Source organism: Campylobacter sp. IFREMER_LSEM_CL2151 (assembly GCF_025771725.1).
Lineage (GTDB): Bacteria > Campylobacterota > Campylobacteria > Campylobacterales > Campylobacteraceae > Campylobacter_D > Campylobacter_D lari_C.
Window position 1 is genome coordinate 36,197 of sequence record NZ_JAKMQT010000007.1, and the last position, 24,877, is coordinate 61,073.

Here is a 24,877-nt window from a genome sequence, read left to right on the forward strand (position 1 = left end):
TGCTAAAGAATAATATATTTTTAAAAAAATAGATTGAAAGTGAAAATATGGTTTTTGCGCGTAAAAGATCAAATAAAAAATGGATTTTTGTAGTTTTTTTAATACTTTTAGCCTTTGTGGTATTTGTTTTAAATACAAAGTTGTTTGAAAAAAATCCTCCATTGATTCAAACAAAATCAGATGTAATTTATAGTAATCTAACAGATCCTATATCTATAGAAATAAGCGATGAAAGTGCTTTAAAAGATGTTAAAGTCACACTATTTAAGGCAAATGAGCTAAATGGCGAAATGCTTGTTAATGAGCATGTTAAAGGCAATAAAAAAAGCATTCATTTTGATTTAAAATTACCAAAACCAGCTTATAAAGAAAAAGTTGATTCTTATAAACTTGTAATAGAAGCAAGTGATAGTAGTTTTTGGAATTTCTTTTTAGGAAATCAAGCGCTTAAAGAAGTGAAAGTTATCATTGATACCAAAAAACCACTTGTAGAAATTTTAGATAATTCTTATCAAATCGAACAAGGCGGAGTAGGTAGTGTAGTATTTAAAGCAAGTGATGAGAATTTACAAGAAGTTTATATCACAACTGATAAAGATAAAATTTTTAAAGCAACTCCTTATGTGAAAGAAGGATATTATGCTGCTTTGATTCCTTGGGAGGCTACTGATGAGCACTTTAGAGCTTATGTGGTGGCAGTAGATAAAGCAGGCAATGTAAACAAACAAAGAATTAGGTATTATTTTACTAATAAAAAATACCGTGTATCAAATATAAAAGTAAGTGATAGATTTTTAGATGGTAAGATCGAATTTTTAGCACAAAAATATGCTCCAAAAGATAGAGAATTAAGCAGACTTGAAAAATTTAAATTTGTGAATGAAGATTTAAGAGCTTCTAATGAAGTTATTATTCATGATATTACAAGTAAAGTTCCTGATACTATGATTAATAATTTTAAAGTTAATCTTTTCAAACCTTTAAAAAATGGCCAAAAAGTAGCTGATTATGCTGATCATAGGTTTTATTCTTATAATAATCAAGCATTTAGTAGCTCTTATCATATGGGGCTTGATTTAGCAAGTGTAAAAGAAGCGCCTATCATTAGTAATAACGATGGCGAAGTGGTATTTGTGCAAGAAAATGGAATTTATGGATTAAATATTATTATCTATCATGGCTTTGGTATTTATACTCTTTATGGACACTGCACTAATGTGGATGTAAATGTAGGCGATAGAGTTAGAGCAGGTGATGTTATAGGTACTACAGGTACCACAGGTTTAGCACTTGGAGATCATGTACATTTTGGTGTTTTAGTACAAGGAGTTGAAGTGCGTCCTGAGCAATGGCAAGATGCAAAATGGATAAAAGAAAATATCTATAATGTATTAGAGTCAAGCAAAAAAAGAATTTTGAGTGAATAAAAATGAATCAAACAACAATAGCAAAAGAAGTTAAAGGTGTTGGCATAGGTTTGCACAAGGGCGAGCCTATTAGTATAAAATTAGAGCCATTAGAAGCTAGCAGTGGTATAGTATTTTATAGAAGTGATTTGGGAATTTCTTATGAAGCAAAGCCTGAAAATGTCATCGATACGCAAATGGCTACTGTAATAGGCGATCATAGAGGTTATGTTTCTACTATAGAGCATTTAATGAGTGCGATTAATGCTTATGGTATTGACAATGTGCGCATAGTTTTAGATGCTAATGAAGCTCCTGTAATGGATGGTAGTAGCATAGGCTTTTGTATGATGCTTGAAGAAGCAGGTATAAAAGAGCTTGACGCGGTTAAAAAAATTTTAGTGATTAAAAAAAGTGTGGAAGTAAAAGAAGGTAATAAATTTGTACGTTTAAGTCCTACGGATATGCCTATTATAAACTATACAATCGAATTTGATAATCCTATTATAGGTAAGCAAAATTATTGTTTTGAATTTAGTAAACAAAACTACATAGAGCAAATAGCAAGAGCAAGAACCTTTGGGTTTTTAAAGGATGTTCAAGCTTTAAGAGCTATGAATTTAGGTCTTGGTGGAAGTTTAGAAAATGCTGTTGTGATTGATGATAATCGTATTTTAAACCCTGAAGGTTTACGTTTTAAAGATGAATTTGTGCGCCATAAAATTTTAGATGCTATCGGGGATTTAACCTTGCTTGGATGTAGGGTTTTTGGAGATTATACTTCTTATGCAGGTTCGCACAAACTTAATCATCTTTTAACCAAAGAACTTTTAAAAGATCCTAGCGCCTATGAAGTGGTAAGTTTAGAAAAAAGTGCATATAAAGTTTATGAAAAGGTTTTTGCATAAAAAAGGTTACTTTACTTTTAAATGCCATAGCAAAACCTTTGATGCTTGGTATTTATGAAAATGATGTATTGCTAAATACTATTGAAAGTGATTTAAAAGTTAGTGAAGTTTTGCCAAAAATATTGCAAGATTTACTTTCACAATATGAGTTTGAAAAGCTTATTTATGTGCATGGACCAGGCTCTTACATGGGTATAAAGATTTCTTATGTTTCTTTTAAAACCCTAGCTATAGTTAAAAATATACCTTTAAAAGCTATTAGCGCTTTTGAGCTAAATAATAACGCTCCTATAGCCGCTAATAAGCATTTGTGTTTTGTAAAAAAAGATGATGAAATTATTTTAGAAAAGACACAAGCGGGAAGTTTTTTTATGCCCCAAAGTTTAAAAGGTTTAAATTTCAGTAAAGAAAATACACCTTTTTATGTTTTAGATGCGATTAATTAAGGTAAAAAATGAAGATTTTAGTTCCTGCTACAAGTGCAAATTTAGGTCCTGGTTTTGATTGTTTGGGTTTGAGTTTAAAATATTTTAATCAAACTATAGTTGAAAAATCTAAATTTTTTAGCATTAGCATACACGGAGAAGGTGAAAATAATATCTATCTTAAAAAAAATAATACCTTTGTTAATATTTTTTATGAAATTTATCAAAGACTTAGTGGTAAAAAAGATAATTTCCGCTTTATTTTTCAAAATAATATCCCTTTAGCTAGAGGTATGGGAAGTTCTTCTGCTGTGATAGTTGGGGCTATTGCTTGTGCTTATGAATTAAGTGGGTTTAAAGCGGATAAAAATATCATTTTAAATGAAGCTTTAAAATATGAAAACCATCCAGATAACATAGCTCCAGCAGCACTTGGAGGTTTTGTATGTGCATTAACTCATAATGAAAAAGTTTTAGCTATAAAAAAAGAAGTGGATAAAGACTTACAAGCTGTTATAACCATACCAAATGTAGCGATGAATACTCAAAAATCAAGAGCAGTTTTAGCTAAAAAAATCAACCTAGAAGATGGTGTTTTTAATCTTTGTCATGCTTCATTTTTAACCGCTTGTTTTTTAGAGAAAAAATATGATTTATTAAAATATGCAAGTTTGGATAAACTTCATCAAAATCAAAGAATGAAACTTTTGCCAGAACTTTTTGAGGTGCAAAAACTAGCTTTAGATAATAATGCTCTCATGAGTACGCTTTCAGGATCAGGTTCGAGTTTTTTTACTCTAGCTTATAAAGATGATGCTAAAAAAATCAAAGAAAAAATCAAAAATAAATTTGCTAAATTTAGAGTTGAACTTTTAGAATTTGATGATGAGGGCTTTAAAATTTGCTAAAAATTCCAAAAAAAAGATATAATTTTGAAAAATCATATACCCATTAGAATGTGCATTGTTTGCAAAGGCCGTTATGAAAAGCAAAGTTTGCATCAATTCCAAATAAAAAATTCTCAAATTATCACTAAAGTGGAATTTGGCAGGAGTTTATATATTTGTAATTCATGTTTTGATAAAGATGAAAAAACGTTGCAAAGGGCTTTTATGAGAGCTTGCAAAGGCAATTTTCATGGTAATATAAATCAGCAGGATTTAAAGGAGATATTTTTTAATGGCAGATGTAAAGATTAGCGAGATCGCTCAAGAGTTAGGATATACAAGTAAAGAAATTATAGAAAAAGCTAATGAAATGGGCTTAGAAGATATCAAATCCCCTAACAAAAAAGTATCTTCTGAAATCGCAGAAGCGATTTATCAATACGTTCAATCTGGTGAAATACTAGATGTGGTAAAAAAAGTAGCCAAACCTAAAAAAGAAAGTACGGCAAAAAAAACTACTAAAAAAGAAGAAAGTAAAAAAGAAGAGAAAAAAACTACTACCAAAAAAGAAAGTAAAAGCCCTACTAAAGCAGTAAGTGAAAAAAAAGAAGAAATCAAAAAAGAAGAAAAACAACCTGAAAATCCTATAAAAAATGAAGTATTAGAAGAGAAAAAAGAAGAAATTAAACTCGATGAAAAGCTAGGTTCTAATTTAAATTTAGCCAAAAGAAGAGGTTTGGTCATCGTTAAAAAGAAAAAAGAAGAAAGCAAAGAAACTCAAATAAACAAAGAAGAAAAAGCTAGTACACAAACTACTCAAGGTTTAAGTCTTAGTATGATTTTTTCAAATTCAGATGAGAATTTAAAAAGAAAGAAAAAAGAAAAGAAAAATCATCCTGTAGCAAGCAAAAAAGAAAGTACTACTAAAATGGATCTTTTAGGAGATAAAGACTTTGCTGATATTTCTTTAGAAGATGATGATATGGTGGTTTTACCTGATTTTAGCGTAAAAGAAAACAAACCAGCACAACCAGCAAACAAAAAACAACCAAATATCTTAAAGCAATCTTTAAATAATTCTATCAATCCATTTGGCGAGGGTGGTATACAAAGAAGAAGTCGTAAAAAACCACCTAAAAAGGTAGAAAAAAAAGAAAGCGAAGCGATCACAAGTGTAAGTATACCTAAAGAAATTCGTGTGTATGAATTTGCTGAAAAACTTGGTAAAAACACCGGAGAAGTTATCTCTAAACTTTTCATGCTTGGCATGATGACGACTAAAAATGACTTTTTAGATGAGGATGCTATAGAAATTCTTGCAGCTGAATTTGGAGTGGAGATTAATATCATTGATGAGGCTGATGAGTTTGATTATGTAAAAGATTATGATGAAAATCAAACAGAAGAAAATTTAAGTCAAAGAGCTCCAGTTATCACTATCATGGGGCATGTGGATCATGGTAAGACTTCTTTGCTTGATTATATAAGAAAATCACGTATTGCAAGTGGCGAGGCAGGCGGGATCACTCAGCATGTTGGTGCTTACATGGTGGAAAAAAATGGTAGAAAAATCACTTTTATCGATACTCCAGGCCATGAGGCATTTACTGCTATGCGTGCAAGGGGAGCTAGTATAACGGATATTGTTATTATCGTAGTAGCTGCAGATGATGGGGTAAAACCACAAACTAAAGAAGCGATTAATCATGCAAAAGCAGCTAATGTGCCTATCATCATTGCTATTAATAAAATGGATAAAGAAAACGCAAATCCTGACATGGTAAAAACTCAGCTAGCAGAAATGGATATCATGCCAGTAGAATGGGGCGGAAGCCATGAATTTGTGCCAGTTTCAGCTAAAAAGGGTGATGGTATAGAGGATTTACTTGAAATTGTATTATTGCAAGCTGATATTTTAGAGCTTAAAGCAAATCCAAAAGCCCATGCTAAAGCAAGTATTATAGAATCTTCAGTGCAAAAAGGTAGAGGCCCTGTGGCTACTATCATCGTACAAAATGGTACTTTAAGAGTGGGAAATACTGTTGTAGCAGGGGAAGCTTATGGTAAGGTGCGTGCTATGAGCGATGATCAAGGCAAAGCTTTAAAAGAAATAGGTCCAGGTGAGTGTGGGGTGATCATAGGTCTTAGTGAAGTAGCTGATGCAGGAGAAACTCTAATAGCTGTAGATAGTGATAAACAAGCAAGAGAATACGCTAATAAACGCCATGAATACAATCGTCAAAAAGAACTAAGCAAATCCACTAAAGTAAGTATAGATGAGCTTGGTGCAAAAATCAAAGAAGGCAATTTAAAAGCCCTTCCTGTGATTTTAAAAGCAGATGTGCAAGGTTCACTTGAAGCGATTAAGGCTAGTTTAGAAAAACTTAAAAACGATGAGATTAAGGTTAATATCATCCATAGTGGGGTAGGTGGTATTACTCAAAGCGATATAGAGCTTGCAAGTGCTAGTGAAAACTCTATCGTTTTAGGCTTTAATATACGCCCAACTGGTGAGATCAAAGAGCGCGCTAAAGATAAAGGTGTAGAGATAAAAACTTATAATGTTATTTATAACTTGCTTGATGATGTAAAAGCCTTGCTAGGTGGTATGATGAGTCCTATCATCTCTGAAGAACAACTTGGTCAAGCTGAAATTCGCCAAGTGATCAATGTACCAAAACTAGGACAAATCGCAGGTTGTATGGTAACAGAAGGCACGATCAATCGTGGTGCGAAAATCAGGCTCATTAGAGATGGGGTTGTGGTATTTGAAGGTAATGTAAGCTCGCTCAAACGCTTTAAAGATGATGTAAGAGAAGTTGCAAAAGGCTATGAATGCGGTGTAGGCATAGAAGGTTGTAATGATATGAGAGTGGGGGATTATATAGAAAGTTACAAAGAAGTTGAGGAACAAGTAAGCCTATGAATCCAGCTGAAATCAAAAAGCTACGCGCAGAAAGCATTTTAAAAGAGCTTATACCAGAAGCTTTAGCAAATTTAGACAACGAAGCTTTAAAAAACTTGTGTGTGGTGGATGTGGAGTGTAAAAAAGGCAGATATGATGCTTTTGTGTATTTAGATAAAATGTTTTTTAATACCCAAGAGCAAGAAATCATACTCAATCAGCTTAAAAAAGCCGCCCGTGCTTTGCAAAATTATTGTATGAGTGAGCAAGGGTGGTATAGATGTCCGAATTTTCACTTTAAATTTGATGATAGATTAGAGTATCAAAACCACATGGATGCTTTATTTGAGAAAATCAAAAAGGAACAAAATGAATCTTGAAGCACTTTGTAAAGAAGCAGGACTTAGCTTTTATGATGATGAGCTAACAAGTGAAAATGGTAGAAAGATTTATAGAATTTATGTGCAAAAAGAAGGTGGGGTAAATCTTGATGATTGTGCTAGACTTAGCGAAATTTTATCGCCTATTTTTGATGTAGAGCCACCTGTGAGTGGGGAGTATTTTTTAGAAGTATCAAGCTGTGGACTTGAAAGAAAACTTAGCAAAATCGAGCATTTTGCAAAAAGTATTAACGAACTTGTAAAAATCACAACTAGTGAAAAAGAAAAAATCGAAGCAAAAATCATCGCCGTAGATGATGAAAATATCACTTTAGAAAATTTAGAAACTCAAGAAAAAACTACTATAAATTTTAGCGACATAAGAAAAGCTAAAACCTTCATACAATGGTAAAAATTTAGAATTCTAAATTTTTACCAAATTAATATATTATAATTTATTGTATAAACTACATTTTTTCAATTGTCTATAAATAGACATGATGTTTAGTTTTTAATTAAGGAGTGATAATGACCACGGAAGAACTAGGCTTAAAATTAAAGGATATGTATGAAAATGCACCCAAAGGAAATAAAGTTACTTATATTCATTATTTTGGCATTAAATTTGCAGAACAAATTAGAAAAAATAGTCTCAACGAAATTGTTAAATATGCAAATATATCTAAAAGCTATGTAGCTGAAATAGCAAAGGCTATTTCTTTAGCTGATGTGTTAAATCAAAATAATATAATTCAATATAATCACAATAGTTATAAAAATAAAGAAAATCAAAATCCACCTTTAAATCAAATTCTTTATGGGCCTCCAGGGACAGGAAAAACTTATCATACTATAGATAAGGCTTTAGAAATTTTAGGTGAAAATTTAGCAAGTAGAGATGAGAAAAAAGAAAAATTTGATGAGTATGTAAAAAATGGGCAAATAGTTTTTACCACTTTTCATCAAAGCTATGGATATGAAGAATTTGTAGAAGGTATAAAACCTATAATAAATAACGATGAAAATTCTCAAGAATTAAAATATGAGATAAAAAATGGTGTTTTTAAAGAATTGTGTGATAAATCTTTGAAAAACTATATTTCATCAATACAAAATGAGAATGAAACTGACTTAGATAAATTAATTTTTGAATTTGCTAATTATATTAATCAAAATTTTCTAGACAAAGGAAATGAATTTCCTTTAGAAAATAAAGTTAATGTTAAAAAAATCCTTTTAAATTCCAAAGATGAATATCGTTCTTTTTTGTTGGGTGGCTCAATTAAAAGTCCTCAAAGATTGACTATTGATGTTATAAAAAGAGATTATTTAGATTTTATAAATGGAAGAATTTTATCTTTTAAAGATATTAAGCCAAAATATGACAGCCAAAGTGATTACCATGGTAATGCGACTTATTATTTTATGTTTTATAAAAAATTAAAAGAATTTGAAAGTTTGCAAAATGAAAAATTTAAAATAAAAAAAGATAACTTAAAACCTTATATAATAATCATAGATGAGATTAATCGTGGTAATGTAAGTAAGATTTTTGGTGAGCTTATCACTTTAATAGAACCTAGCAAAAGAATAGATGAAAGCGAGGGATTAAAAGTTACTTTACCTTATAGCGGTGAAAAATTTGGAGTGCCTAAAAATGTTTATATCATAGGCACTATGAATACAGCTGATAGAAGTATAACTTCACTTGATACAGCTTTGCGAAGACGTTTTGAATTTGTCGAGATGATGCCTAAACCTAGTGAACTATCTAAAATTGAAGATATAGATTTGCAAGAATTATTAAAAGCTATCAATACTCGTATAGAATACTTGCTAGATAGAGAAAAGACTATAGGACACGCATTTTTTATAGGTATTGATAATTTAGATGACTTAAAAAAAGTTTTTCAAAATAAAATCATCCCATTATTGCAAGAGTATTTTTATAATGATTATGCATTGATTGACGCGGTTTTAAACAAAAATGGTATGTTAGAAAAACAAGATATAAATAGTGATTATTTGAAAAATATGACAGATTTTATAGAAAGTGATAAGGTTATTTATAAATTTAGCGATAGTCAAAAATGGGATGAAACTACTTTTAAAAAAATATATGAATAATGAAAACAATTAACACTTTTTCCATCATCGAACACCAATTCTTTTCTAAAGAAGATTTAAAAGAAATTTTCAAAGAAAAAGCTGAAAGATTTTATAAAGAATTAGAAGACTTTGCAAAAAATAATGAAAGTCTTCTAGGTTTTAAAAATAAAAACGCCTTAAAAGCTAAAAATTATGTCGGTGTTATACAGACTAAAAGCGGTGTTTTAGAGATCTTACCAAAATGCACAAATTTGGATAGCTATAAAGAAAAAAAAGATAAATCTTTGAAAGTTTCAAAGAGTAAGTTAAATTACGCCTATACAATAAGCAATGGTAATAAATTATATACTAATTTTAGTTATTTCCAAGAATATAAAATTGTGAAAAATATTAAAGTAAAGAAGTGGTATAGTATAAAAGAAATAAATTTCAACCCCAAAAATCTTTTAATCAACATGCTAAAAACCTTAAAAAATTCCCCCTTTAAAAAATCTCAAATTTCATCTTTACAAATTGCTAAAATGCCTTTGTTTGAAGTATTTATCGCGATGTTTTTAGATGAATTTGATAGTGTGTATAAAAAAGGTTTGATGAGATCTTATGTAAGTAGCGAAGAAAACAGAACTTTTTTAAAAGGAAAATTACTTTTTAATGAGCATATAAAATCAAATTTAATACACAAAGAAAGATTTTTCACAAGTAGCGATGAGTTTGTTTTAGATATAGCTCCAAATCGCTTGATAAAATCAACGCTAAATTTTTTAAAATCCAAAACAAGCTTGAATAAATTTAAAATCATCAAAGCTATGCAAATGCTTGATGAGGTAGAGTTTTCTACAAATTACGAAAAAGATTTTAGTTTTAAAATTTCAAGACATTTTGATTATTATGAAAATATACTTTCTTGGTGTAAGATATTTTTGCAAAATCAAAGCTTTGCTCCATATAAAGGCAAAAACGAAGCCTTTGCTTTGCTTTTTCCTATGGAAAAACTTTTTGAAAACTATGTAGCTTATATGTTTAAACTTGCGAATCCTAGCAAAAATATAAAAGCCCAAAGTCATGGAAAGTATCTAATTTCAAAAAATGATGAAAAATGTTTTATGTTAAAGCCTGATTTATATATAGAAAATAAAATGATCTTAGATACCAAATGGAAAATTCCAGATGATAACGAAGATGAGAAAAAGCATGGCATATTGCAAAGCGATTTATACCAAATGTTTGCTTATGCAAATAAATATGAGATAAAGGAAATTTATCTTATTTATCCTCTATGTGAGAGAACTTTTAACTTAAGAGAGAAATTAAAAACTAAAGATATTAAGTTTTTAGCACAAGGTTTTTTAAAAGCTTACGATGAACATGTAAAGCTTAAGGTTTTTTTTGCACCTTTACCTTTTTAAAACAAGTAATCTTGATCTAGTTTCCATTTTTGTGCAATGCTTTTGTCAAGTTTATGGCAGTTTCTAAACATTTTATGCATATAATCAACTTTACTTGTATCCCAATTAGATAAGTCTTGGTTAAAATTAACACAATTTTCAAACATAAAATCCATATTTTTTACTTTAGAAATATTCCAACTCGATAAATCCTGATTAAAATTTTCACAACCTTCAAACATTGAAGTCATGTTTTTTACATTTGAAACATCCCAATATTTTAATCCTTTAAAATCACTTCTTGTAGAATTTTTAAATAATTCGCTCATATCTGTGATAAAGCGGGTGTCTATATCTTTTAAATTAATTTCATCTTCGATCAATTCTTTTAATTCATCTTTTGTTTTTGGGTGATAATTTTTTAAAGATAAAATTTTCGTGTAAATATAATATAAAAATACTATACCTACAAGAATTGCTCCGATTATTAATATAGCACCAATTATGAAAGAGAAGACAAGCATAACAACATCGATATTATAGTATATTAAAAGCCCTATTCCTACGATTGCTCCAATTATGAGTGTTGGGATTAATATAAATAAAGCTAAACCTAGCCATAATTCCCAAAAAGCTAAGAGTAAAAGTATAAATATCATTATTCCTACGATAGTCCAAATCATATTATTCCTAATTAATTATATTAATTTTATTATATTGATTATTTATTGATAAGTGATTAATATATTTTGCTATATTTTTAAAAATAAAATTATAGAAGGCAATATGAATCACGAATTTTATATGAATTTAGCCATAGATGAAGCTTGGAAATATCAGCTTTTAACCTACCCAAATCCAGCCGTAGGTTGTGCGATTTTAGATAAAAATGGCAAAATTTTAAGCATAGAAGCGCACAAAGAAGCAGGTAAAGCTCATGCAGAGCTTGAAGCAGTGAGTAAAGCCTTAAAAGTGCTTAATCCAAATTTAGATTTACCACAAAATGCAAACGATTTGCATGAGTTTATTTGTCAAAATCATCAGGGGTTATTAAAAGGCGCTAGTGCTTATGTGAGCTTAGAACCTTGCAATCATCAGGGCAAAACCCCACCTTGTGCGAAACTTTTTAGCGCACTTGGTTTTAGTGAAGTTTTTATCGCTACTAAAGATGAGCACAAGCTCGCAAGTGGTGGAGCAGAGTTTTTAAAAGATCAAGGCATAAAAGTTCACATGGGAATTTGCGAGCAAAGAGCCAAAGAGCTTTTAAAGCCTTTTTTAAAATGGCAAAAATCAAGCTTTAAATTTTTTAAACTAGCCCTTTCTTTAAACGGCTCTGCTTATGGTAAAATCGTAAGTTCTAAAGCAAGTAGAACCTATGCTCATGCATTACGCTCAAAGCTTGATTTGCTTGTAGTGGGCGGAGAAACTATAAGACATGATAGGCCTATTTTAGATGCAAGGTTAGTTCAGGCTAAAGCACCAAATTTATGCATACTAAGCCGTCAAAATTTAGAAAGTTTTGATCCAAACATTCCTTTATTTAGCGTAGCTGAAAGAGAAATTTTTACAAACATTCCTAGTGAAGCAAAGCTCATCATGTATGAGGGCGGGGAGAATTTTTTAAAAGCTTTTAAAGATGAGTTAGATATGCTTTTGATTTTTTCAAGCTCGAATTTAAATACCTTTGAAAATGTTAAGTTAGATTTAAAGCTAAAGCCTTTATACAAAGGCTTTTTAGAAAATGATACTTATGGATTTTATGAGATTATTAAATCTTAGTAGATTTTTTGTGAGCTTACTTGTGTGAAAAATTGTGCTAAAGTGTTAGCAAAAAAGCTAGCACTTTGCTCTTCTAATCGTTTTAAAAACTTATCTATAGCATCTTCTTTTTGCCAGATAGGGTTTTGCACTTTGGCTAGTTTTTCTACTTCTTTTTTGGCTTGCTCGTAATTGCCTATTTTATCAATGAGTTTTAATTTTAAAGCCTCATTTGCTAAAAATACTTTCGCATCAGCCCATGAGCTTGTTTGGTTTAAGTCTAGCTTGCGATTTTTAGCTACAAATTGTGTGAAAAGCTCATAACTTTGATTGGCTAAATTTTGTAAAAAGTCTTTTTCTTCTGCATTCCATTTACGCATGAAAGTTCCTGCTTCTTTATAGCTTCCTGCTTTGATAGTTTGCTCATTTATGCCAAGTTTTTGTGCAAGCTCACTTACTTCAAAGCCTTGCATGATTACCCCAATAGATCCTACAAAGCTAGCGGGATTAGCGATGATCATATCAGCTCCCACCGCACTTAAGTAACTCCCACTTGCTATAGTTCCACCTGCATAGACTACCACAGGTTTTTTAGCTTTAAGATCTTGTATAGCTAAGGCTATTTCCATGCTTGGCGCAAAAGCTCCACCAGGGCTATCTATAAAAAGCAAAACCCCTTTGATAGCTTTATCATCTTTGGCTTTGTAAATTTGTTCTAAAAGATTACTCGCATCGCTAATTTCACCTTTAAGATTAATTTGAGCTAAGTTTGCATTGGAAAGTTTGGTATTATCCCCGCTTGGAGCAAGGATTAAAAACACGATAAATAAAAACACAAAGGTTTTAAAATAAGTGTTGATATAAGAAATGATTTTTCCAATTCCTTTAAAAAATGATTTTATAATTTGCATTCTTTCCCTTCTATAAAAAGTTTTAACACTTCTTTGCTTTGTAAGATAAATTGCAAAGGAAGTTGTTTTAAATTTGTACTATTTGGTAAAGCAAAAAGACTAAAATCAGCGATTTTGCCTTTTTGAATTTGGCCTAGGTTTAAATTTAAAGCTTTTGCGGCTTTGTTTGTTGCCATTAAAAGCAATATTTTAGCAAAATTTTCTAACTCAAAATCATCATGTATAAGTAAATTTGCTCTCATTTCATCAAGCATACTTAGAGAAGTGTTTGAGCTTAAACCATCGGTTCCTAGGTGGATATTAACACCATTTTTTAAAGCAGATTTTAATTTAAAAGTGTTTTTACTCAAAAGTCTGTTTGAAAAAGCACAATGTGTTATTGAGTGTAAATTTTTATCTAGCAAATCCCATTCTTTAAAATACACACAATGTGTAAATAAAGTCCTTTGGCCTTTAAAAAGCTCTAAAAAGCTTTGTGGAGTGTAAAATGGCATAGGATTTTTACTAAATTTAGCCAAGCTCTTTTTAAAACCACCTTTTTTAAACCTTAGCCAGTTGTTTTCATGATTACTTTCAAGAAAATGAGTGCTTAGCAAATGATCGTTTTCTCTAGCAAGTTTTATGGCAAATTTGGTAAGTTCTGGGTGGGTTGAGTAGGGTGCATGCACTGAAATAGCAGGGATAAATTTAGAAGTTTTAAAACTCATACTTTTTTCATAACGAGTTAAAAATTCTTCTTTTTTAGCTTGGATAAAATTTTCACTTGAACCTAAAATTTCATTAAAAAATACCACTCTAGCTTGTGAATTGACACAAGGGTTTAAATCACTCCCAAAGCTTGAAATTTCTCCTATGGTAGCAGTGCCACTTTTTAGCATTTTATGGATATTTTGTGAGATTAATTTTTCTTTGGCTTTTTCGTTTAATTGCTCGCGGTTATTAAAAACGCTATCAAGCCATTTTAAAAAGTCCCCAAAGACTAAATTTCCATTATTTGCACTAAATTCTAAATGTGTGTGCGGGTTGATAAAAGCAGGTAAAAGTAAGGTATCTTTTGGAGTTGGTATAAGCTTAGCTTGCGGGTAGGATTTTTGTAAATTTTCTAAGCTATCAATTTCTAAAATATTATCATCAAAAAGAACTGCTTTGTTTTCTAAAATATTAAAATCATCATCGCAAGTTAAGATGATTTTAGGTGCTATTATAAACATTTTACCTCCTTTAAAAAGGGAAATTGTAGCTAAAATTTAGCTTTAAAATGCTATAATATAGTAAATTTTACTAAATAAAGGTTAGATTATGAAAGTTATGGTGATACAAGGACCAAACATCAATATGCTTGGTGTGAGAGAAACTCATATTTATGGCAATATGAAAATGGAAGATATCCATGAGCAAATGAAACAAGCTGCAAAACAAGCTAATGTAGAGATTGAGTTTTTTCAAAGTAATTTTGAAGGTGAGTTAGTTGATAAAATTCAAGAATGCTTAGGCAGTGTAGATGGAGTGATTATTAATGCAGCTGCTTATGCACACACTTCTGTAGCAATCCGCGATGCGATTGCAGCGATTAATATGCCTGTGATTGAAGTGCATATTAGTAATACTTATAGAAGAGAAGAATTCAGACAAAAAAGCATGATAGCACCAGTTTGCGCAGGTAGTGTGGTAGGTTTTGGTCCTTTTGGTTATCATATGGCTTTAATGGGACTTTTCCAAATTTTTGATCAAATCAATGCATATAAAGCAGCTCAAGCAAAAGCACAACAAGCAAATCAATGAATTTTATCTTAAAAAACGAAAATGCACTTTTTTATGAGTGTGGCTATTCTTGCGATAATGCTTTGTTTTTAAAACTTGAAGATGAAGCTTTTTTCATCACTGATGCAAGATATAGCTTTGAAGCTAGCGAAATGATAAAAAATGCTAAGGTAGTTTTAGCACAAGATCTTTTTGCTAGTGCTAGAGAGCTTTTAGAAAAAGCAGAAATTGATAAGGTGTGTTTTGACCCAAAAGACTTTAGCTATTTTGAATTTAAAGAACTTAGTAAAAGTGCAAATATCGTTTTTGAAGAAAAATTAGACTTGAGTAAAAACAAACGCATTATAAAAAATGCTAAGGAATTACAACTTTTGCAAAAGGCTGTAAATTTTGGCAAAGAATGCTTTGAAGAATTTGCTAAATTTATCAGCCAAGAAGGCCATGGAAAAAGTGAAAAAGAATTGCATTTTAAAGCATGTGAAATTTTTCAAAAAAAAGGTGCTTTAAGACTTTCTTTTTCACCTATTGTAGCTATTAATGAAAATGCGGCTAAAGCACACGCTTTACCTAGTGATAAATGTTTAGAATATGGAGATTTGTTATTAGTTGATGCGGGTGTAGTTTATCAAAGGTATTGTTCTGATCGTACAAGAACGGCTTGTTTTGATGAGAGTGGTATAGTATTTGATAAAAATAAGCCAAATTTTAAAGATAAAGAAATTATGCAAATTTATGAAGTGGTCAAGCAAGCTCAGCTTCAAGCTATTGAAAAAGCACGCGTTGGTATGATGGCAAGGGAGCTTGATTTTATCGCAAGAGAAGTGATTAAAAACGCAGGTTTTGAAAAAGAATTTATTCATAGTTTAGGACATGGAGTGGGACTTGACATACATGAGTTACCAAACATTAGCCCAAGAAGTGATTATGAGTTAAAAGAGGGTATGGTATTTACCATTGAACCTGGAATTTATATCAAAGATAAACTTGGCATTAGGATAGAAGACATGGTCTATCTTGATAAAGAAAAGGCAGTGGTGTTATAATTTGCTGGTTAAAGGAGCTAGAAGGTTAGAAAAAATTCGTTTTTTTCCTTTTTATTCAAAGGCAGATAAAAAAGGAAAATACATAGCCATTATAGGACTTGGAAGCAATATAGAAGATGAAAAAAAACGCTTTCGGGGTTTATTTAGGCTTTTAATGCAAGATAAACGCTTGCAAGTATTGCAAACATCGCCATTTTTGATTAATAAAGCTTTTGGCTTTGAAGAGCAAAAAGACTTTACTAATGCAGTGATGGTTGTAAGTACAAGTTTGCATGCAAGAGCACTTTTAAAAGTTTTGTTTTTTTATGAGTTTAAATTCAAAAGAAAAAGAACTTTTAAAAATGCTCCTAGAACGCTTGATTTGGATTTGTTATATTTTTCAAAAAAAGCGCGTAAAGATGAGTATTGCACAGTGCCTCATGCGGGGGTAAATGACAGAATTAGCGTAACTTTGCCTTTGGGCTTGTTAAGATAAGGAAAAATATGGGACAATTGATTCATACTTTTACAGTTGAAAGCACAGATGAGATTATACCTAAGGTTAAGCAAGATTATGGCGATAAGGCTTTGATAGTAACTAATAAGCAAATTCGTCCAAAAACTATCAATCAAAAGCCTTTGTATGAGGTTATAGTAGCGATTGAAGAAGCTGATTATGAAGAGCATTTAAAACAAAATAATTTACCTATGCCACCAAAGAAAAAACCAAATACAGCAAGTTTTCCTGAGGCTAAAATTCAAGCTCCAAAACTTGAAGATGAAAAAAAAGAAGAAGATGTAGTGCTTGATTTTTCTTCAAAAGCCAAGCAAAAACCTATTAATCCTTATTTAAATACAAGCAAAAAAGATGATAATTTTTTAAATTTAAAAAACAAACTTTCTCAAGTTAGTTCAGAAATTAGCAAGGTTTCAAACTATCAAGATTTTTCTATGCCAAATCCAAATTATGATAAAAAAATTGAAGCCTTTGAAAAACAAATGAATAAGCTTAATGATAAAATGAATTTACTTGTGGATATGATGTGGGATGATAAGGCAGATTTACGTAAAGAACTAGCTATACCACCTGAGTTTGCAAGTATTTATAAGCAAGCTAAGGCAAGTGGTATGCAAGAAGCGCATTTAGAAGCGATTATGAAAGCAACTATCGAAAATATGCCAAGCACTATGAAAGCAAATCAAGAAGCAGTGCAAAGGTATTTTTACTCACTTTTGCGTAATATGCTTCCATGTCGTTTAGAAAGTGAAATTAAAAAGCAAAAAATCATGATGTTAGTAGGCCCAACAGGAGTGGGTAAAACTACTACTTTAGCTAAACTTGCTTTTCGTTATGCTTATGGAGATAGACGCTATAAAACCGGTATTATCACGCTTGATACTTATAGAATAGGTGCAGTAGAACAACTTTTCCAATATGCTAAGATGATGAAGCTTCCTATTATTGATAGTATAGAGCCAAATGACTTAGATGATGCGATTAGAAGTTTAAATACTTGTGAGGTTATTTTAGTAGATACAACCGGAAATTCACAGTATGATAAGGCAAAACTTGAAAAAACAAAAGAATTTTTATCGCATTCTAATGCACAAATTGATGTGAATTTAGTGCTTTCAGCAAATACAAAATATGAAGATTTATTAGAAACTTACAATAATTTTTCATTTTTAAATATAGACACTTTAATCATTACAAAATTTGATGAAACAAAAGTATTTGGAAATGTGTTTTCTTTACTTTATGAAACTAGCACTCCGATGAGCTTTTTTTCCATAGGTCAAGAAGTACCTGATGATATAGAAGTGGCTAATAGTGACTTTTTAGTGCGTTGTGTGTTAGAAGGTTTTAGAAGGGATGAAAATGAGTAATCAAGCAGAAAAATTAAAAGATCTAGTAAAAAATGAAAACTCAAATGTAAAACATACTCATTTTATCGCAGTTACTAGCGGTAAAGGTGGGGTTGGAAAAAGTACTTTTAGTGCAAATTTGGGCAACATCCTAGCTAAAAATGGTTATAAAGTAGGGCTTTTTGATGCAGATATTGGGCTTGCAAATTTAGATGTGATTTTAAATGTGCGTGTAGAAAAAAACCTTTTACATGTTTTAAAAGGTGAATGCTCACTAGAAGATATTTTAATAGAAGTAAAGCCAAATTTATGGCTTATCCCAGGTGAAAGTGGCGATGAAATTTTAAAATACAATGATAAAAATATTTATGAGAGATTTTTGAATCAAACAAGTATTTTAGATGATTTAGACTTTTTAATTATTGATACAGGAGCAGGTATAGGTGGCAATATAGGAAATTTCTTAGAAATGTCTGATGAGGTTATTGTCATAACTGTGCCTGATCCTGCTGCGATTACCGATGCTTATGCTACTATAAAAACCACTTCAAAGACTAAAGAGAATTTATTAATGGTGTTTAATGTGGTTAGAAATGAAAATGAGGCTTTGAGAATTTTTGATAATATTAAAAAAGTAGCAGATATTAACATTAAGCATAATTTAAAATTAGAATTTTTAGGATTTTTAGGTCAAAGTAAAGATATTAGTTCTAGCATTAAAAAAAGAACTTTATTTAGTGATGATGATACTAATGCAAGTGATGAGCTAAAAACCATAGCTTCTAAGCTTTTATATAGGTTGGAACAAAAAGTGCTTAATAATGTGGGAGATAAAAGCATTATGAGTTTTTTCAAAAAGCTTTTGGATCGTTTTTAGATTGAGGGAAAAAGATGAGACCAGAGAATTTTGTTGCTTTTTTTACTGTTTGTGGTTTTTTTATAGGATTAATGTTTACCATAGTTAATATAGAAGATGCAGTAGAGATAGTTGTATATACTTGTTTGATTACTTTTGTATTTTATGTGTTAATCCATATAGTAATTATGATTTTTGTAGATGTTAATAAAATTAGCGGTAGAAGCTTTAATAAAGAAAAATACGAAAATGAAAATAATAGTTTTATAGCAGAATTAGCCGCAAGAGAAAAGAAAATGGATTACTTACTTGAAAAACTTCAAGAAGAGCGTGAAGATCTTAAAAAGCTTGAAAGCTCTTCAAAAAGAAAAGTAAAACATGCAGCCGCATAATGCCTATGCTTCTACGCTAAAAAAAGAACAAGATGACTTAGTCATCTCTTATATGCCAGCATTAAGAGCTATGGCTTTTAGACTTAAAGAGCGTTTGCCTGCAAGTATTGATGTAAATGATTTAATTAGTATTGGCGTAGAAGAGATGATCAAACTCTCACGCCGTTATGATAAAGAACAAAATGATAATTTTTGGGGTTTTGCAAGAAAAAGAGTCAATGGGGCTATGCTTGATTATCTAAGAAGCCTTGATGTGATGAGCAGAAGCAATAGAAAAATTATCAAAGATATTGATGCTATTATAGATGAGTTTTATCAAGAAAATGAAAAAGAACCTGATGATGAGTATTTAGCACAAAGACTTAATTTAGAAGTAGAAAAGGTAAAAGAAGCAAGAGCAGCTCATGCCATATCGCTTGTTATGCCTTTGGATGAACAGCTAAATTGCTTTAATGATAGCAATATCATAGAACAAATAGAAAAAGAAGAATTAATAGAAAAAATCAACGCAGTTTTGGAAGAATTTAAAGAAAGGGAAAAGCTTGTAATACAGCTTTATTATTATGAAGAATTAAATTTAAAAGAAATCGCAGAGATTTTAGAGATTAGTGAGTCAAGAATTTCACAAATTCATAAGCGTTTGCTTAAGAAGATTCGAGAAAGGCTAGTTTAATGGCTGAGATACTTTCCCAAGAAGAAATTGATGCTCTTTTAGAAGTTGTTGATGATGATAGCGATGAGAGTACAGCTACATCAAAACTAGAAGAAATAGAAGATAAAAGAGATATAGTAGTATATGATTTTAAGCGACCAAATAGGGTTTCTAAAGAACAGCTTCGTTCTATTAAAGGGATTCATGATAAATTAGCAAGAAATCTTGCTTCTCAAATTTCATCTATGATGAGAAGTATAGTTGAGATTAAACTACATTCAGTTGATCAAATGACTTATGGTGAGTTTTTGATGTCTTTACCTTCGCCAACAAGTTTTAACGTTTTTTCGATTAAGCCTTTAGATGGAAACTGTGTTTTAGAGATTAATCCAAGTATTGCTTTCCCTATGATAGATAGGCTTTTAGGTGGTCAAGGGGAAAGTTTTGACACCTTAAGAGAGCTTACAGAAATCGAGCTTAATTTGCTCGATTCTATTTTGCGTATTATTATGCAAAGACTTAAAGAAAGCTGGATGAATGTTACAGAAATTTATCCAAGTGTTGAAGCAAAAGAATCAAGTCCAAATGTTGTGCAAATTGTTTCTCAAAATGAGATTGTTATCATGGTGGTAATGGAGATTATCATCGGAAATTCAAGCGGTATGGTAAATATTTGTTATCCTGTTGTGCATTTGGAAAGTATTTTGAGCCGTTTGGCAAATCGTGATATTATGATGGGTGAAACTTCAGCTAAAAAGTCAAGAAATAAAGAACTTAAAACCTTGATTGGTCGTGCTGAGGTAATTTATGAAGCTATGCTTGGTAAAACTTTTATCAATGTGAATGAATTTTTAGATTTAAAACAAGGAGATATTTTAAAGCTTGATAGAAGTGCAGACGATAAAGCTATAGTGGCTATTGATAAAAAAGAAGTATTTTTAGCTCAAGTGGGGCTTCATAGATTTAGAAAGTCAATTAAAATCTTAGAACTTATCAAAACTGATAAAGATGAGATTAAAGAAATGCTTGAAAAATATGAAGATGAAAGAAGAGCAAAAGCAAATTCGTATGATGATAATGAAGAACTAGAAGAGGAAGACGATGATCAATGATTTTTTAGGCATATTCGTCAATGAATGTGTAAGTACAATAGAAGGTTTAACAGGAAAAAGTGCTGAATTTAGCGAATATTATGAGTATGATGTAAATTCTCAAGATTCTATGACTCCACCATTAGTTAGCGCTACTTTTAGCATTAATAATGAAATGAAAATCAAAATCTTAGCCAGTGCAGTTTTAATGAGTGCAATTGGTGAGTGGATGATGGGAGAAGAAGAAATCTCCAAAAACAGTGAGCTTAATGAAGATGAAATGGACGCTGCTAAAGAAGCTATACAAAATATCATCTCAGCATTTTCTACAACCTTAGGCGCGCAAAAAGAAATTCCAAAAATGGAGTTTAGTCTAGAAAATTGTGAATTTGTTGCAGATAGCTTAGAACTTGGTGGTTTTCATAAACTATATTTATACAATGTAAAAATAGCTGATTTAGAAGAAAAAATTTCTTTGGTTTTTGATGAAAAAATTTATAAGATTTTAACCAAAACTGATTTAGAAGAAATTGTAGCAACAAATGAAGAACATACACAAGATCATAAAGCCTTGGCTAATGTAGAAGAGCTAAGAAATATCGGTTTGATCATGGATGTACGCTTACCTATAAGAGTGCGTATAGGTAGTAAAAAAATGCTTTTAAAAGATGTTTTAACCATGGATATAGGTTCGGTTATCGAGCTTGATCAATTAGCAAACGATCCTTTAGAAATTTTAATAGGTGATAAAAAAATTGCTTATGGGGAAGTAGTTATTGTAGATGGAAACTTTGGAGTGCAAATTACTGAGATAGGCTCTAAAAAAGAAAGATTAGAACAGCTAAGATGAAAGAATATATCATTGAAGATATTGCCTATCTTAAAGAATTAGAAAAAATTCAAAAAGGCATAACTTTTTTTGGTTCTGCACGCTTAAAAGAAGATAATGAGTATTGTATTTTGGCTTCAAAATTAGCTCAAAAGTTAGCTGATGAGGGTTATAGCATCATCAGTGGTGGTGGCGGTGGCATTATGCAAGCTGCTAATTATGGGGCTATGCAAAGTCAAGCTTCGCACTTGAAATCTTTTGGATTTAATATACATTTACCATTTGAGCAAAAAGCAAATGACTTTTTAGAGTATAATATCACTTTTAAGAGCTTAGCCATTCGCAAAATGGCTCTTATCCAAAAGAGTCTAGCTTTTGTGATTTTCCCAGGCGGCTTTGGAACATTAGATGAATTTTTTGAAATTCTTACTCTTAAGCAACTTAGTTTTAAAAAAGATGTTCCTATTATTTTAGTTGGGCAAAAATTTTGGCAACCTCTTGATGAATTTATCAAAACTTCTTTACTAGAACTTGGAACTATATCTAAAAATGATGAGTTAAAGTATAGTATAAGTGATGATTTAGATGAAATTATAAGAATGATAAAGGAAAAAGATGAAAATTCTTGTTGCAATGAGTGGGGGTGTAGATAGCACTGTAACTGCTTATAAGTTAAAGCAAGCAGGACATGAGATTATAGGTTGTTATATGAAGCTTCATGGAAAAGCTAATTATCATGAAGAAAATATACAAAAAGTTGAAAAAGTTGCTAAATTTTTAGACATCAAATATCATATTTTAGACTTACAAGAAGATTTTAAAAATCAAGTTTATATGCCTTTTGTTAATACCTACAAAGAAGGAAAGACGCCAAATCCTTGTGCTTTGTGTAATCGCTTTATTAAGCTTGGCAAGCTTTTAGAATTTGCTAAGAGTTTGGGTTGTGAGAAATTAGCTACAGGTCATTATGCAAGGATAGAAAATGGTTTGATTAAAATTGCAGTTGATGAGAGTAAGGATCAAAGCTATTTTTTAGCAAATGCAGAGAAAGAGGCTTTGGAATATTTGATTTTCCCTCTTGGAGAGATGAGAAAAGAAGATGTGAAAAAATTTGCTTCTACAATTGATGTTTTAAAATCTTTTGCAACACAAAAGGAAAGTTCTGAAATTTGTTTTGTGGAAGATACTTATGTGCAAGTTTTAGATCAATTTATGGATACTAAAATTCCAGGTATTGTAAGAGATAGTAGTGGTAAAGAAGTAGGAAAACACGAAGGTTATATGCACTATACCATAGGTAAAAGAAGAGGTTTTGAGGTACGCGGGGCTCATGAGCCACATTTTGTGTTAAAAATTGATCCTAAAAAAAATGAAATCATAGTAGGTAAAAAAGAAGAACTTAAGATAAGTGAATTTAATCTTGATAATATTAATTTATTTATCGATGCTAAAGAATTAGATTGTGAAGTAAAAATACGCTATAGATCAAGATCGACCCCATGTAAAGTTTTGATTAATGAAGATAAAAGTGCAAAAATCATCTTACAAGAGCCTGTTTATGGGCTTGCCAGCGGGCAAATGGCAGTATTTTACGATAAAGATTTGGTTCTTGCAAGCGGATTTATTAAATAAAAAAGCTAAAGGGTTGCACCCCTTTGGCGTTGTAGTGTTTATTCTAATAAATCTTTTAGTGGAATTTCTAAACTTTTAGAAATTTTATATAAGTGCTCTAAATTAAAATGTTTACCATATCGATTACACTCACAATTTGAATAAAATGCAACGGATTTTATACCTATATCTAAGGCTAACTCAAGCTGAGAAATTCCTTTTTTCTCTCTAAAATTTCTTATATTTGATGATACTTTTTTATAAAAATTTAAAATTTCTTCTTCGCTAGAATTGCTAAAGTCCTCTTCCATTTTTTATCCTATAGGATTAATATGAAATTAAACTTTACAAAGATATAATTTTTTTAAATATATCCTATAGGATAAATTAAAGAGGTAATAATATGATAAAGAAAATTATCAGTAATGGTAGAAAGAGAATTTTTGACACGATCAATACAAAAGAAGTGAAGATAAAATATCTTGAAAATAATGAAATTTGTATTACGCTAATAAATATAGAAGATAAGAAATTTAATAATTTTAGATTTAATTGTTTGGAAAATTTTAAAGATGATATTTATAAATTTCTTACAGAAGAAACACAAGAAAACTTAATGGAAATAAAAAATTCTATTGCTCAATTTAGTTATCAAGAAAATTTAATGTTAGGAGTTGGTCAATGAAAAAAATTATAATATTATGCATTTTAATAAGTGTTGTTTTTAGTTCTAATAATTATGATGCTAAAGAACAGAGGTATCAAGAAAAGTATCAACAATCCATACAAGGCTATGATAATCTTATGAATAATATAATAGATAGAATGACTACCGATGAAAATATAGGAACCTATTCTATGGGATTTGATAGTGCTTTTATTTGTGGTGTTATAAATCTTATACAAAGTGTGGCTAATATATTTTATTTTGGTGATGATCCTGATGGTTACAACTTAGAAGCGATTATAGGAAGAGATGATTATAGACCTTCTTATTATCTCGAATATGGATTTGGAACCGATTGGGATAGATTTTCTTTTGTGGGAGCATTAGAATACTTTGTATATCTGTTGCCAAAGATATTAGCTTATTTATTTGTGGCATATTTGATATACAGATTACTATTGAAATTACAGGTTAAAGATAATGTTTAATATCTAAATTCTAAAATTTTTATAAGAAATATATCTTTTAATAAAAGATATATTTCAATTGTATTTTATTAGTTTAAAAATATCTCCATAATGCTTATATCAAACCATAAAAGATCAAATTTAAGTAAAATTCCATAAATTACTGCACTAAATAATCCTGCGAAAATTCCTGCTAAAACATCATCTAGCATTACACCCAAACCACCTTTTGTTTTTTTGTCAATTTTACCTATGATAGAAGGTTTTGTGATATCAAAAAATCTAAATAAAACAAAGGAAAGCAAAAAAGTAAAAACACTCTGTCCGCAAATTGCCAAAGCTAAAAACACCCCAACAACTTCATCTATTACAATATGTTTATCATCATGTATGCCTGTTTGTTTTTCATACTGATCGATGATTTTTATAGAAACCAAGAAAAGCAAAATTGCAAGCAAGATTAAAGTTCCTATACCCAAATACCTTAAAATAAAAAACGCAGGGATTAGCGCTGCTATCGTACCAAAAGTTCCTGGAGCTTTATTAACACTGCCTGAATAAAAAAAAGTTAAAAATAGTTTTTGCATGA

Annotated in this window: 28 protein-coding genes and 1 pseudogene; 24 read left to right on the forward strand and 5 right to left on the reverse strand. The window is 30.5% G+C overall.

The window, feature by feature from the left end:
• Positions 1 to 47: 47 nt before the first annotated feature.
• From L8V82_RS06140 to L8V82_RS06180, 10 genes and pseudogenes are all read left to right on the forward strand, one after another.
• Entirely contained in the window at positions 48 to 1,427 is a 1,380-nt protein-coding gene (locus L8V82_RS06140) for a M23 family metallopeptidase (protein ID WP_263724363.1), read from the forward strand.
• Positions 1,428 to 1,429: 2 nt separating this feature from the next.
• The gene (gene lpxC, locus L8V82_RS06145; RefSeq protein ID WP_263724364.1) at positions 1,430 to 2,314 is read left to right on the forward strand and encodes a UDP-3-O-acyl-N-acetylglucosamine deacetylase; all 885 of its coding nucleotides are present in this window, start codon (positions 1,430 to 1,432) and stop codon (positions 2,312 to 2,314) included.
• 41 nt (positions 2,315 to 2,355) lie between these two features.
• Positions 2,356 to 2,760 (forward strand): tRNA threonylcarbamoyladenosine biosynthesis protein TsaB, encoded by a 405-nt coding sequence (locus tag L8V82_RS06150; protein WP_263724418.1) that lies wholly within the window; start codon positions 2,356 to 2,358, stop codon positions 2,758 to 2,760.
• Between the two features lie 8 nt (positions 2,761 to 2,768).
• Complete coding sequence (gene thrB / locus L8V82_RS06155) at positions 2,769 to 3,647, forward strand: homoserine kinase (protein ID WP_039640692.1); 879 nt, start codon at positions 2,769 to 2,771, stop codon at positions 3,645 to 3,647.
• A 48-nt stretch (positions 3,648 to 3,695) separates the two neighbouring features.
• Positions 3,696 to 3,938, forward strand: coding sequence for a DUF448 domain-containing protein (locus L8V82_RS07800; protein WP_069099694.1), 243 nt, complete (start codon positions 3,696 to 3,698; stop codon positions 3,936 to 3,938).
• Positions 3,919 to 6,552 carry a translation initiation factor IF-2 gene (gene infB, locus L8V82_RS06160; RefSeq protein ID WP_263724365.1) on the forward strand — a complete coding sequence of 878 codons (2,634 nt, stop codon included), beginning with the start codon at positions 3,919 to 3,921 and terminating at the stop codon, positions 6,550 to 6,552. Before L8V82_RS07800 ends, infB begins: the two co-directional genes overlap by 20 nt.
• Positions 6,549 to 6,911, forward strand: a complete 363-nt coding sequence (gene rbfA, locus L8V82_RS06165; RefSeq protein WP_263724366.1) for a 30S ribosome-binding factor RbfA — start codon at positions 6,549 to 6,551, stop codon at positions 6,909 to 6,911. The genes infB and rbfA overlap by 4 nt, the downstream gene beginning before the upstream one ends.
• Entirely contained in the window at positions 6,901 to 7,323 is a 423-nt protein-coding gene (gene rimP / locus L8V82_RS06170; RefSeq protein WP_039625257.1) for a ribosome maturation factor RimP, read from the forward strand. The genes rbfA and rimP overlap by 11 nt, the downstream gene beginning before the upstream one ends.
• Before the next feature lie 386 nt (positions 7,324 to 7,709).
• Positions 7,710 to 9,038, forward strand: a pseudogene (locus L8V82_RS06175) (McrB family protein); the annotation flags it as partial.
• Between the two features lie 8 nt (positions 9,039 to 9,046).
• On the forward strand, positions 9,047 to 10,426 hold the full coding sequence (locus L8V82_RS06180; protein ID WP_412175315.1) for an McrC family protein: 1,380 nt from the start codon (positions 9,047 to 9,049) through the stop codon (positions 10,424 to 10,426).
• On the opposite strand, the gene L8V82_RS06185 is transcribed toward L8V82_RS06180, so the two are convergent.
• The gene (locus tag L8V82_RS06185) at positions 10,423 to 11,088 is read right to left on the reverse strand and encodes a BspA family leucine-rich repeat surface protein (protein ID WP_263724368.1); all 666 of its coding nucleotides are present in this window, start codon (positions 11,086 to 11,088) and stop codon (positions 10,423 to 10,425) included. The two genes, L8V82_RS06180 and L8V82_RS06185, sit on opposite strands and share 4 nt — an antisense overlap.
• A 103-nt stretch (positions 11,089 to 11,191) precedes the next feature.
• On the opposite strand from L8V82_RS06185, the gene ribD reads away from it, so the two are divergent.
• Positions 11,192 to 12,184, forward strand: coding sequence for a bifunctional diaminohydroxyphosphoribosylaminopyrimidine deaminase/5-amino-6-(5-phosphoribosylamino)uracil reductase RibD (gene ribD / locus L8V82_RS06190; RefSeq protein WP_263724369.1), 993 nt, complete (start codon positions 11,192 to 11,194; stop codon positions 12,182 to 12,184).
• Here the strand turns inward: ribD and sppA are convergent.
• Together sppA and L8V82_RS06200 are read right to left on the reverse strand one after the other, a co-directional pair.
• Entirely contained in the window at positions 12,181 to 13,074 is an 894-nt protein-coding gene (gene sppA, locus L8V82_RS06195) for a signal peptide peptidase SppA (protein WP_263724370.1), read from the reverse strand. The genes ribD and sppA overlap by 4 nt on opposite strands.
• On the reverse strand, positions 13,062 to 14,285 hold the full coding sequence (locus tag L8V82_RS06200) for a metal-dependent hydrolase (RefSeq protein ID WP_263724371.1): 1,224 nt from the start codon (positions 14,283 to 14,285) through the stop codon (positions 13,062 to 13,064). Before L8V82_RS06200 ends, sppA begins: the two co-directional genes overlap by 13 nt.
• A gap of 88 nt (positions 14,286 to 14,373) precedes the next feature.
• On the opposite strand from L8V82_RS06200, the gene aroQ reads away from it, so the two are divergent.
• From aroQ to mnmA, 11 genes are read left to right on the forward strand one after another with little or no spacing between them, the layout of a single operon-like run.
• The gene (gene aroQ / locus L8V82_RS06205; RefSeq protein WP_263724372.1) at positions 14,374 to 14,856 is read left to right on the forward strand and encodes a type II 3-dehydroquinate dehydratase; all 483 of its coding nucleotides are present in this window, start codon (positions 14,374 to 14,376) and stop codon (positions 14,854 to 14,856) included.
• On the forward strand, positions 14,853 to 15,878 hold the full coding sequence (locus tag L8V82_RS06210; protein ID WP_263724373.1) for a M24 family metallopeptidase: 1,026 nt from the start codon (positions 14,853 to 14,855) through the stop codon (positions 15,876 to 15,878). Before aroQ ends, L8V82_RS06210 begins: the two co-directional genes overlap by 4 nt.
• Position 15,879: 1 nt before the next feature.
• The gene (gene folK, locus L8V82_RS06215; protein ID WP_263724374.1) at positions 15,880 to 16,353 is read left to right on the forward strand and encodes a 2-amino-4-hydroxy-6-hydroxymethyldihydropteridine diphosphokinase; all 474 of its coding nucleotides are present in this window, start codon (positions 15,880 to 15,882) and stop codon (positions 16,351 to 16,353) included.
• A gap of 8 nt (positions 16,354 to 16,361) precedes the next feature.
• A complete protein-coding gene (flhF, locus tag L8V82_RS06220; RefSeq protein WP_039667960.1) occupies positions 16,362 to 17,744 on the forward strand; it encodes a flagellar biosynthesis protein FlhF in 1,383 nt (460 codons plus the stop codon).
• The gene (locus L8V82_RS06225) at positions 17,737 to 18,600 is read left to right on the forward strand and encodes a P-loop NTPase (protein WP_263724375.1); all 864 of its coding nucleotides are present in this window, start codon (positions 17,737 to 17,739) and stop codon (positions 18,598 to 18,600) included. The genes flhF and L8V82_RS06225 overlap by 8 nt, the downstream gene beginning before the upstream one ends.
• Positions 18,601 to 18,614: 14 nt before the next feature.
• A complete protein-coding gene (locus tag L8V82_RS06230; protein WP_039617428.1) occupies positions 18,615 to 18,971 on the forward strand; it encodes a hypothetical protein in 357 nt (118 codons plus the stop codon).
• The gene (locus L8V82_RS06235) at positions 18,958 to 19,644 is read left to right on the forward strand and encodes an RNA polymerase sigma factor FliA (RefSeq protein WP_039627867.1); all 687 of its coding nucleotides are present in this window, start codon (positions 18,958 to 18,960) and stop codon (positions 19,642 to 19,644) included. The genes L8V82_RS06230 and L8V82_RS06235 overlap by 14 nt, the downstream gene beginning before the upstream one ends.
• On the forward strand, positions 19,644 to 20,735 hold the full coding sequence (fliM, locus tag L8V82_RS06240) for a flagellar motor switch protein FliM (protein WP_039617431.1): 1,092 nt from the start codon (positions 19,644 to 19,646) through the stop codon (positions 20,733 to 20,735). Before L8V82_RS06235 ends, fliM begins: the two co-directional genes overlap by 1 nt.
• Complete coding sequence (fliY, locus tag L8V82_RS06245; RefSeq protein ID WP_263724376.1) at positions 20,725 to 21,564, forward strand: flagellar motor switch protein FliY; 840 nt, start codon at positions 20,725 to 20,727, stop codon at positions 21,562 to 21,564. The genes fliM and fliY overlap by 11 nt, the downstream gene beginning before the upstream one ends.
• Positions 21,561 to 22,196: a TIGR00730 family Rossman fold protein gene (locus L8V82_RS06250; protein WP_263724377.1), complete on the forward strand. Its 636-nt coding sequence runs from the start codon at positions 21,561 to 21,563 to the stop codon at positions 22,194 to 22,196. The genes fliY and L8V82_RS06250 overlap by 4 nt, the downstream gene beginning before the upstream one ends.
• Positions 22,159 to 23,175: a tRNA 2-thiouridine(34) synthase MnmA gene (gene mnmA / locus L8V82_RS06255; RefSeq protein WP_263724378.1), complete on the forward strand. Its 1,017-nt coding sequence runs from the start codon at positions 22,159 to 22,161 to the stop codon at positions 23,173 to 23,175. The genes L8V82_RS06250 and mnmA overlap by 38 nt, the downstream gene beginning before the upstream one ends.
• Positions 23,176 to 23,213: 38 nt before the next feature.
• Here mnmA and L8V82_RS06260 read toward each other — a convergent pair whose 3' ends face one another.
• Positions 23,214 to 23,465: a helix-turn-helix domain-containing protein gene (locus L8V82_RS06260; RefSeq protein WP_039640720.1), complete on the reverse strand. Its 252-nt coding sequence runs from the start codon at positions 23,463 to 23,465 to the stop codon at positions 23,214 to 23,216.
• A 92-nt stretch (positions 23,466 to 23,557) separates the two neighbouring features.
• On the opposite strand from L8V82_RS06260, the gene L8V82_RS06265 reads away from it, so the two are divergent.
• The gene (locus L8V82_RS06265) at positions 23,558 to 23,839 is read left to right on the forward strand and encodes a hypothetical protein (RefSeq protein WP_263666332.1); all 282 of its coding nucleotides are present in this window, start codon (positions 23,558 to 23,560) and stop codon (positions 23,837 to 23,839) included.
• Entirely contained in the window at positions 23,836 to 24,309 is a 474-nt protein-coding gene (locus tag L8V82_RS06270) for a hypothetical protein (RefSeq protein ID WP_263680198.1), read from the forward strand. The genes L8V82_RS06265 and L8V82_RS06270 overlap by 4 nt, the downstream gene beginning before the upstream one ends.
• 68 nt (positions 24,310 to 24,377) lie before the next feature.
• Here the strand turns inward: L8V82_RS06270 and L8V82_RS06275 are convergent, their stop codons facing one another.
• Entirely contained in the window at positions 24,378 to 24,875 is a 498-nt protein-coding gene (locus L8V82_RS06275; RefSeq protein WP_263724379.1) for a phosphatidylglycerophosphatase A, read from the reverse strand.
• Positions 24,876 to 24,877 lie beyond the last annotated feature (2 nt).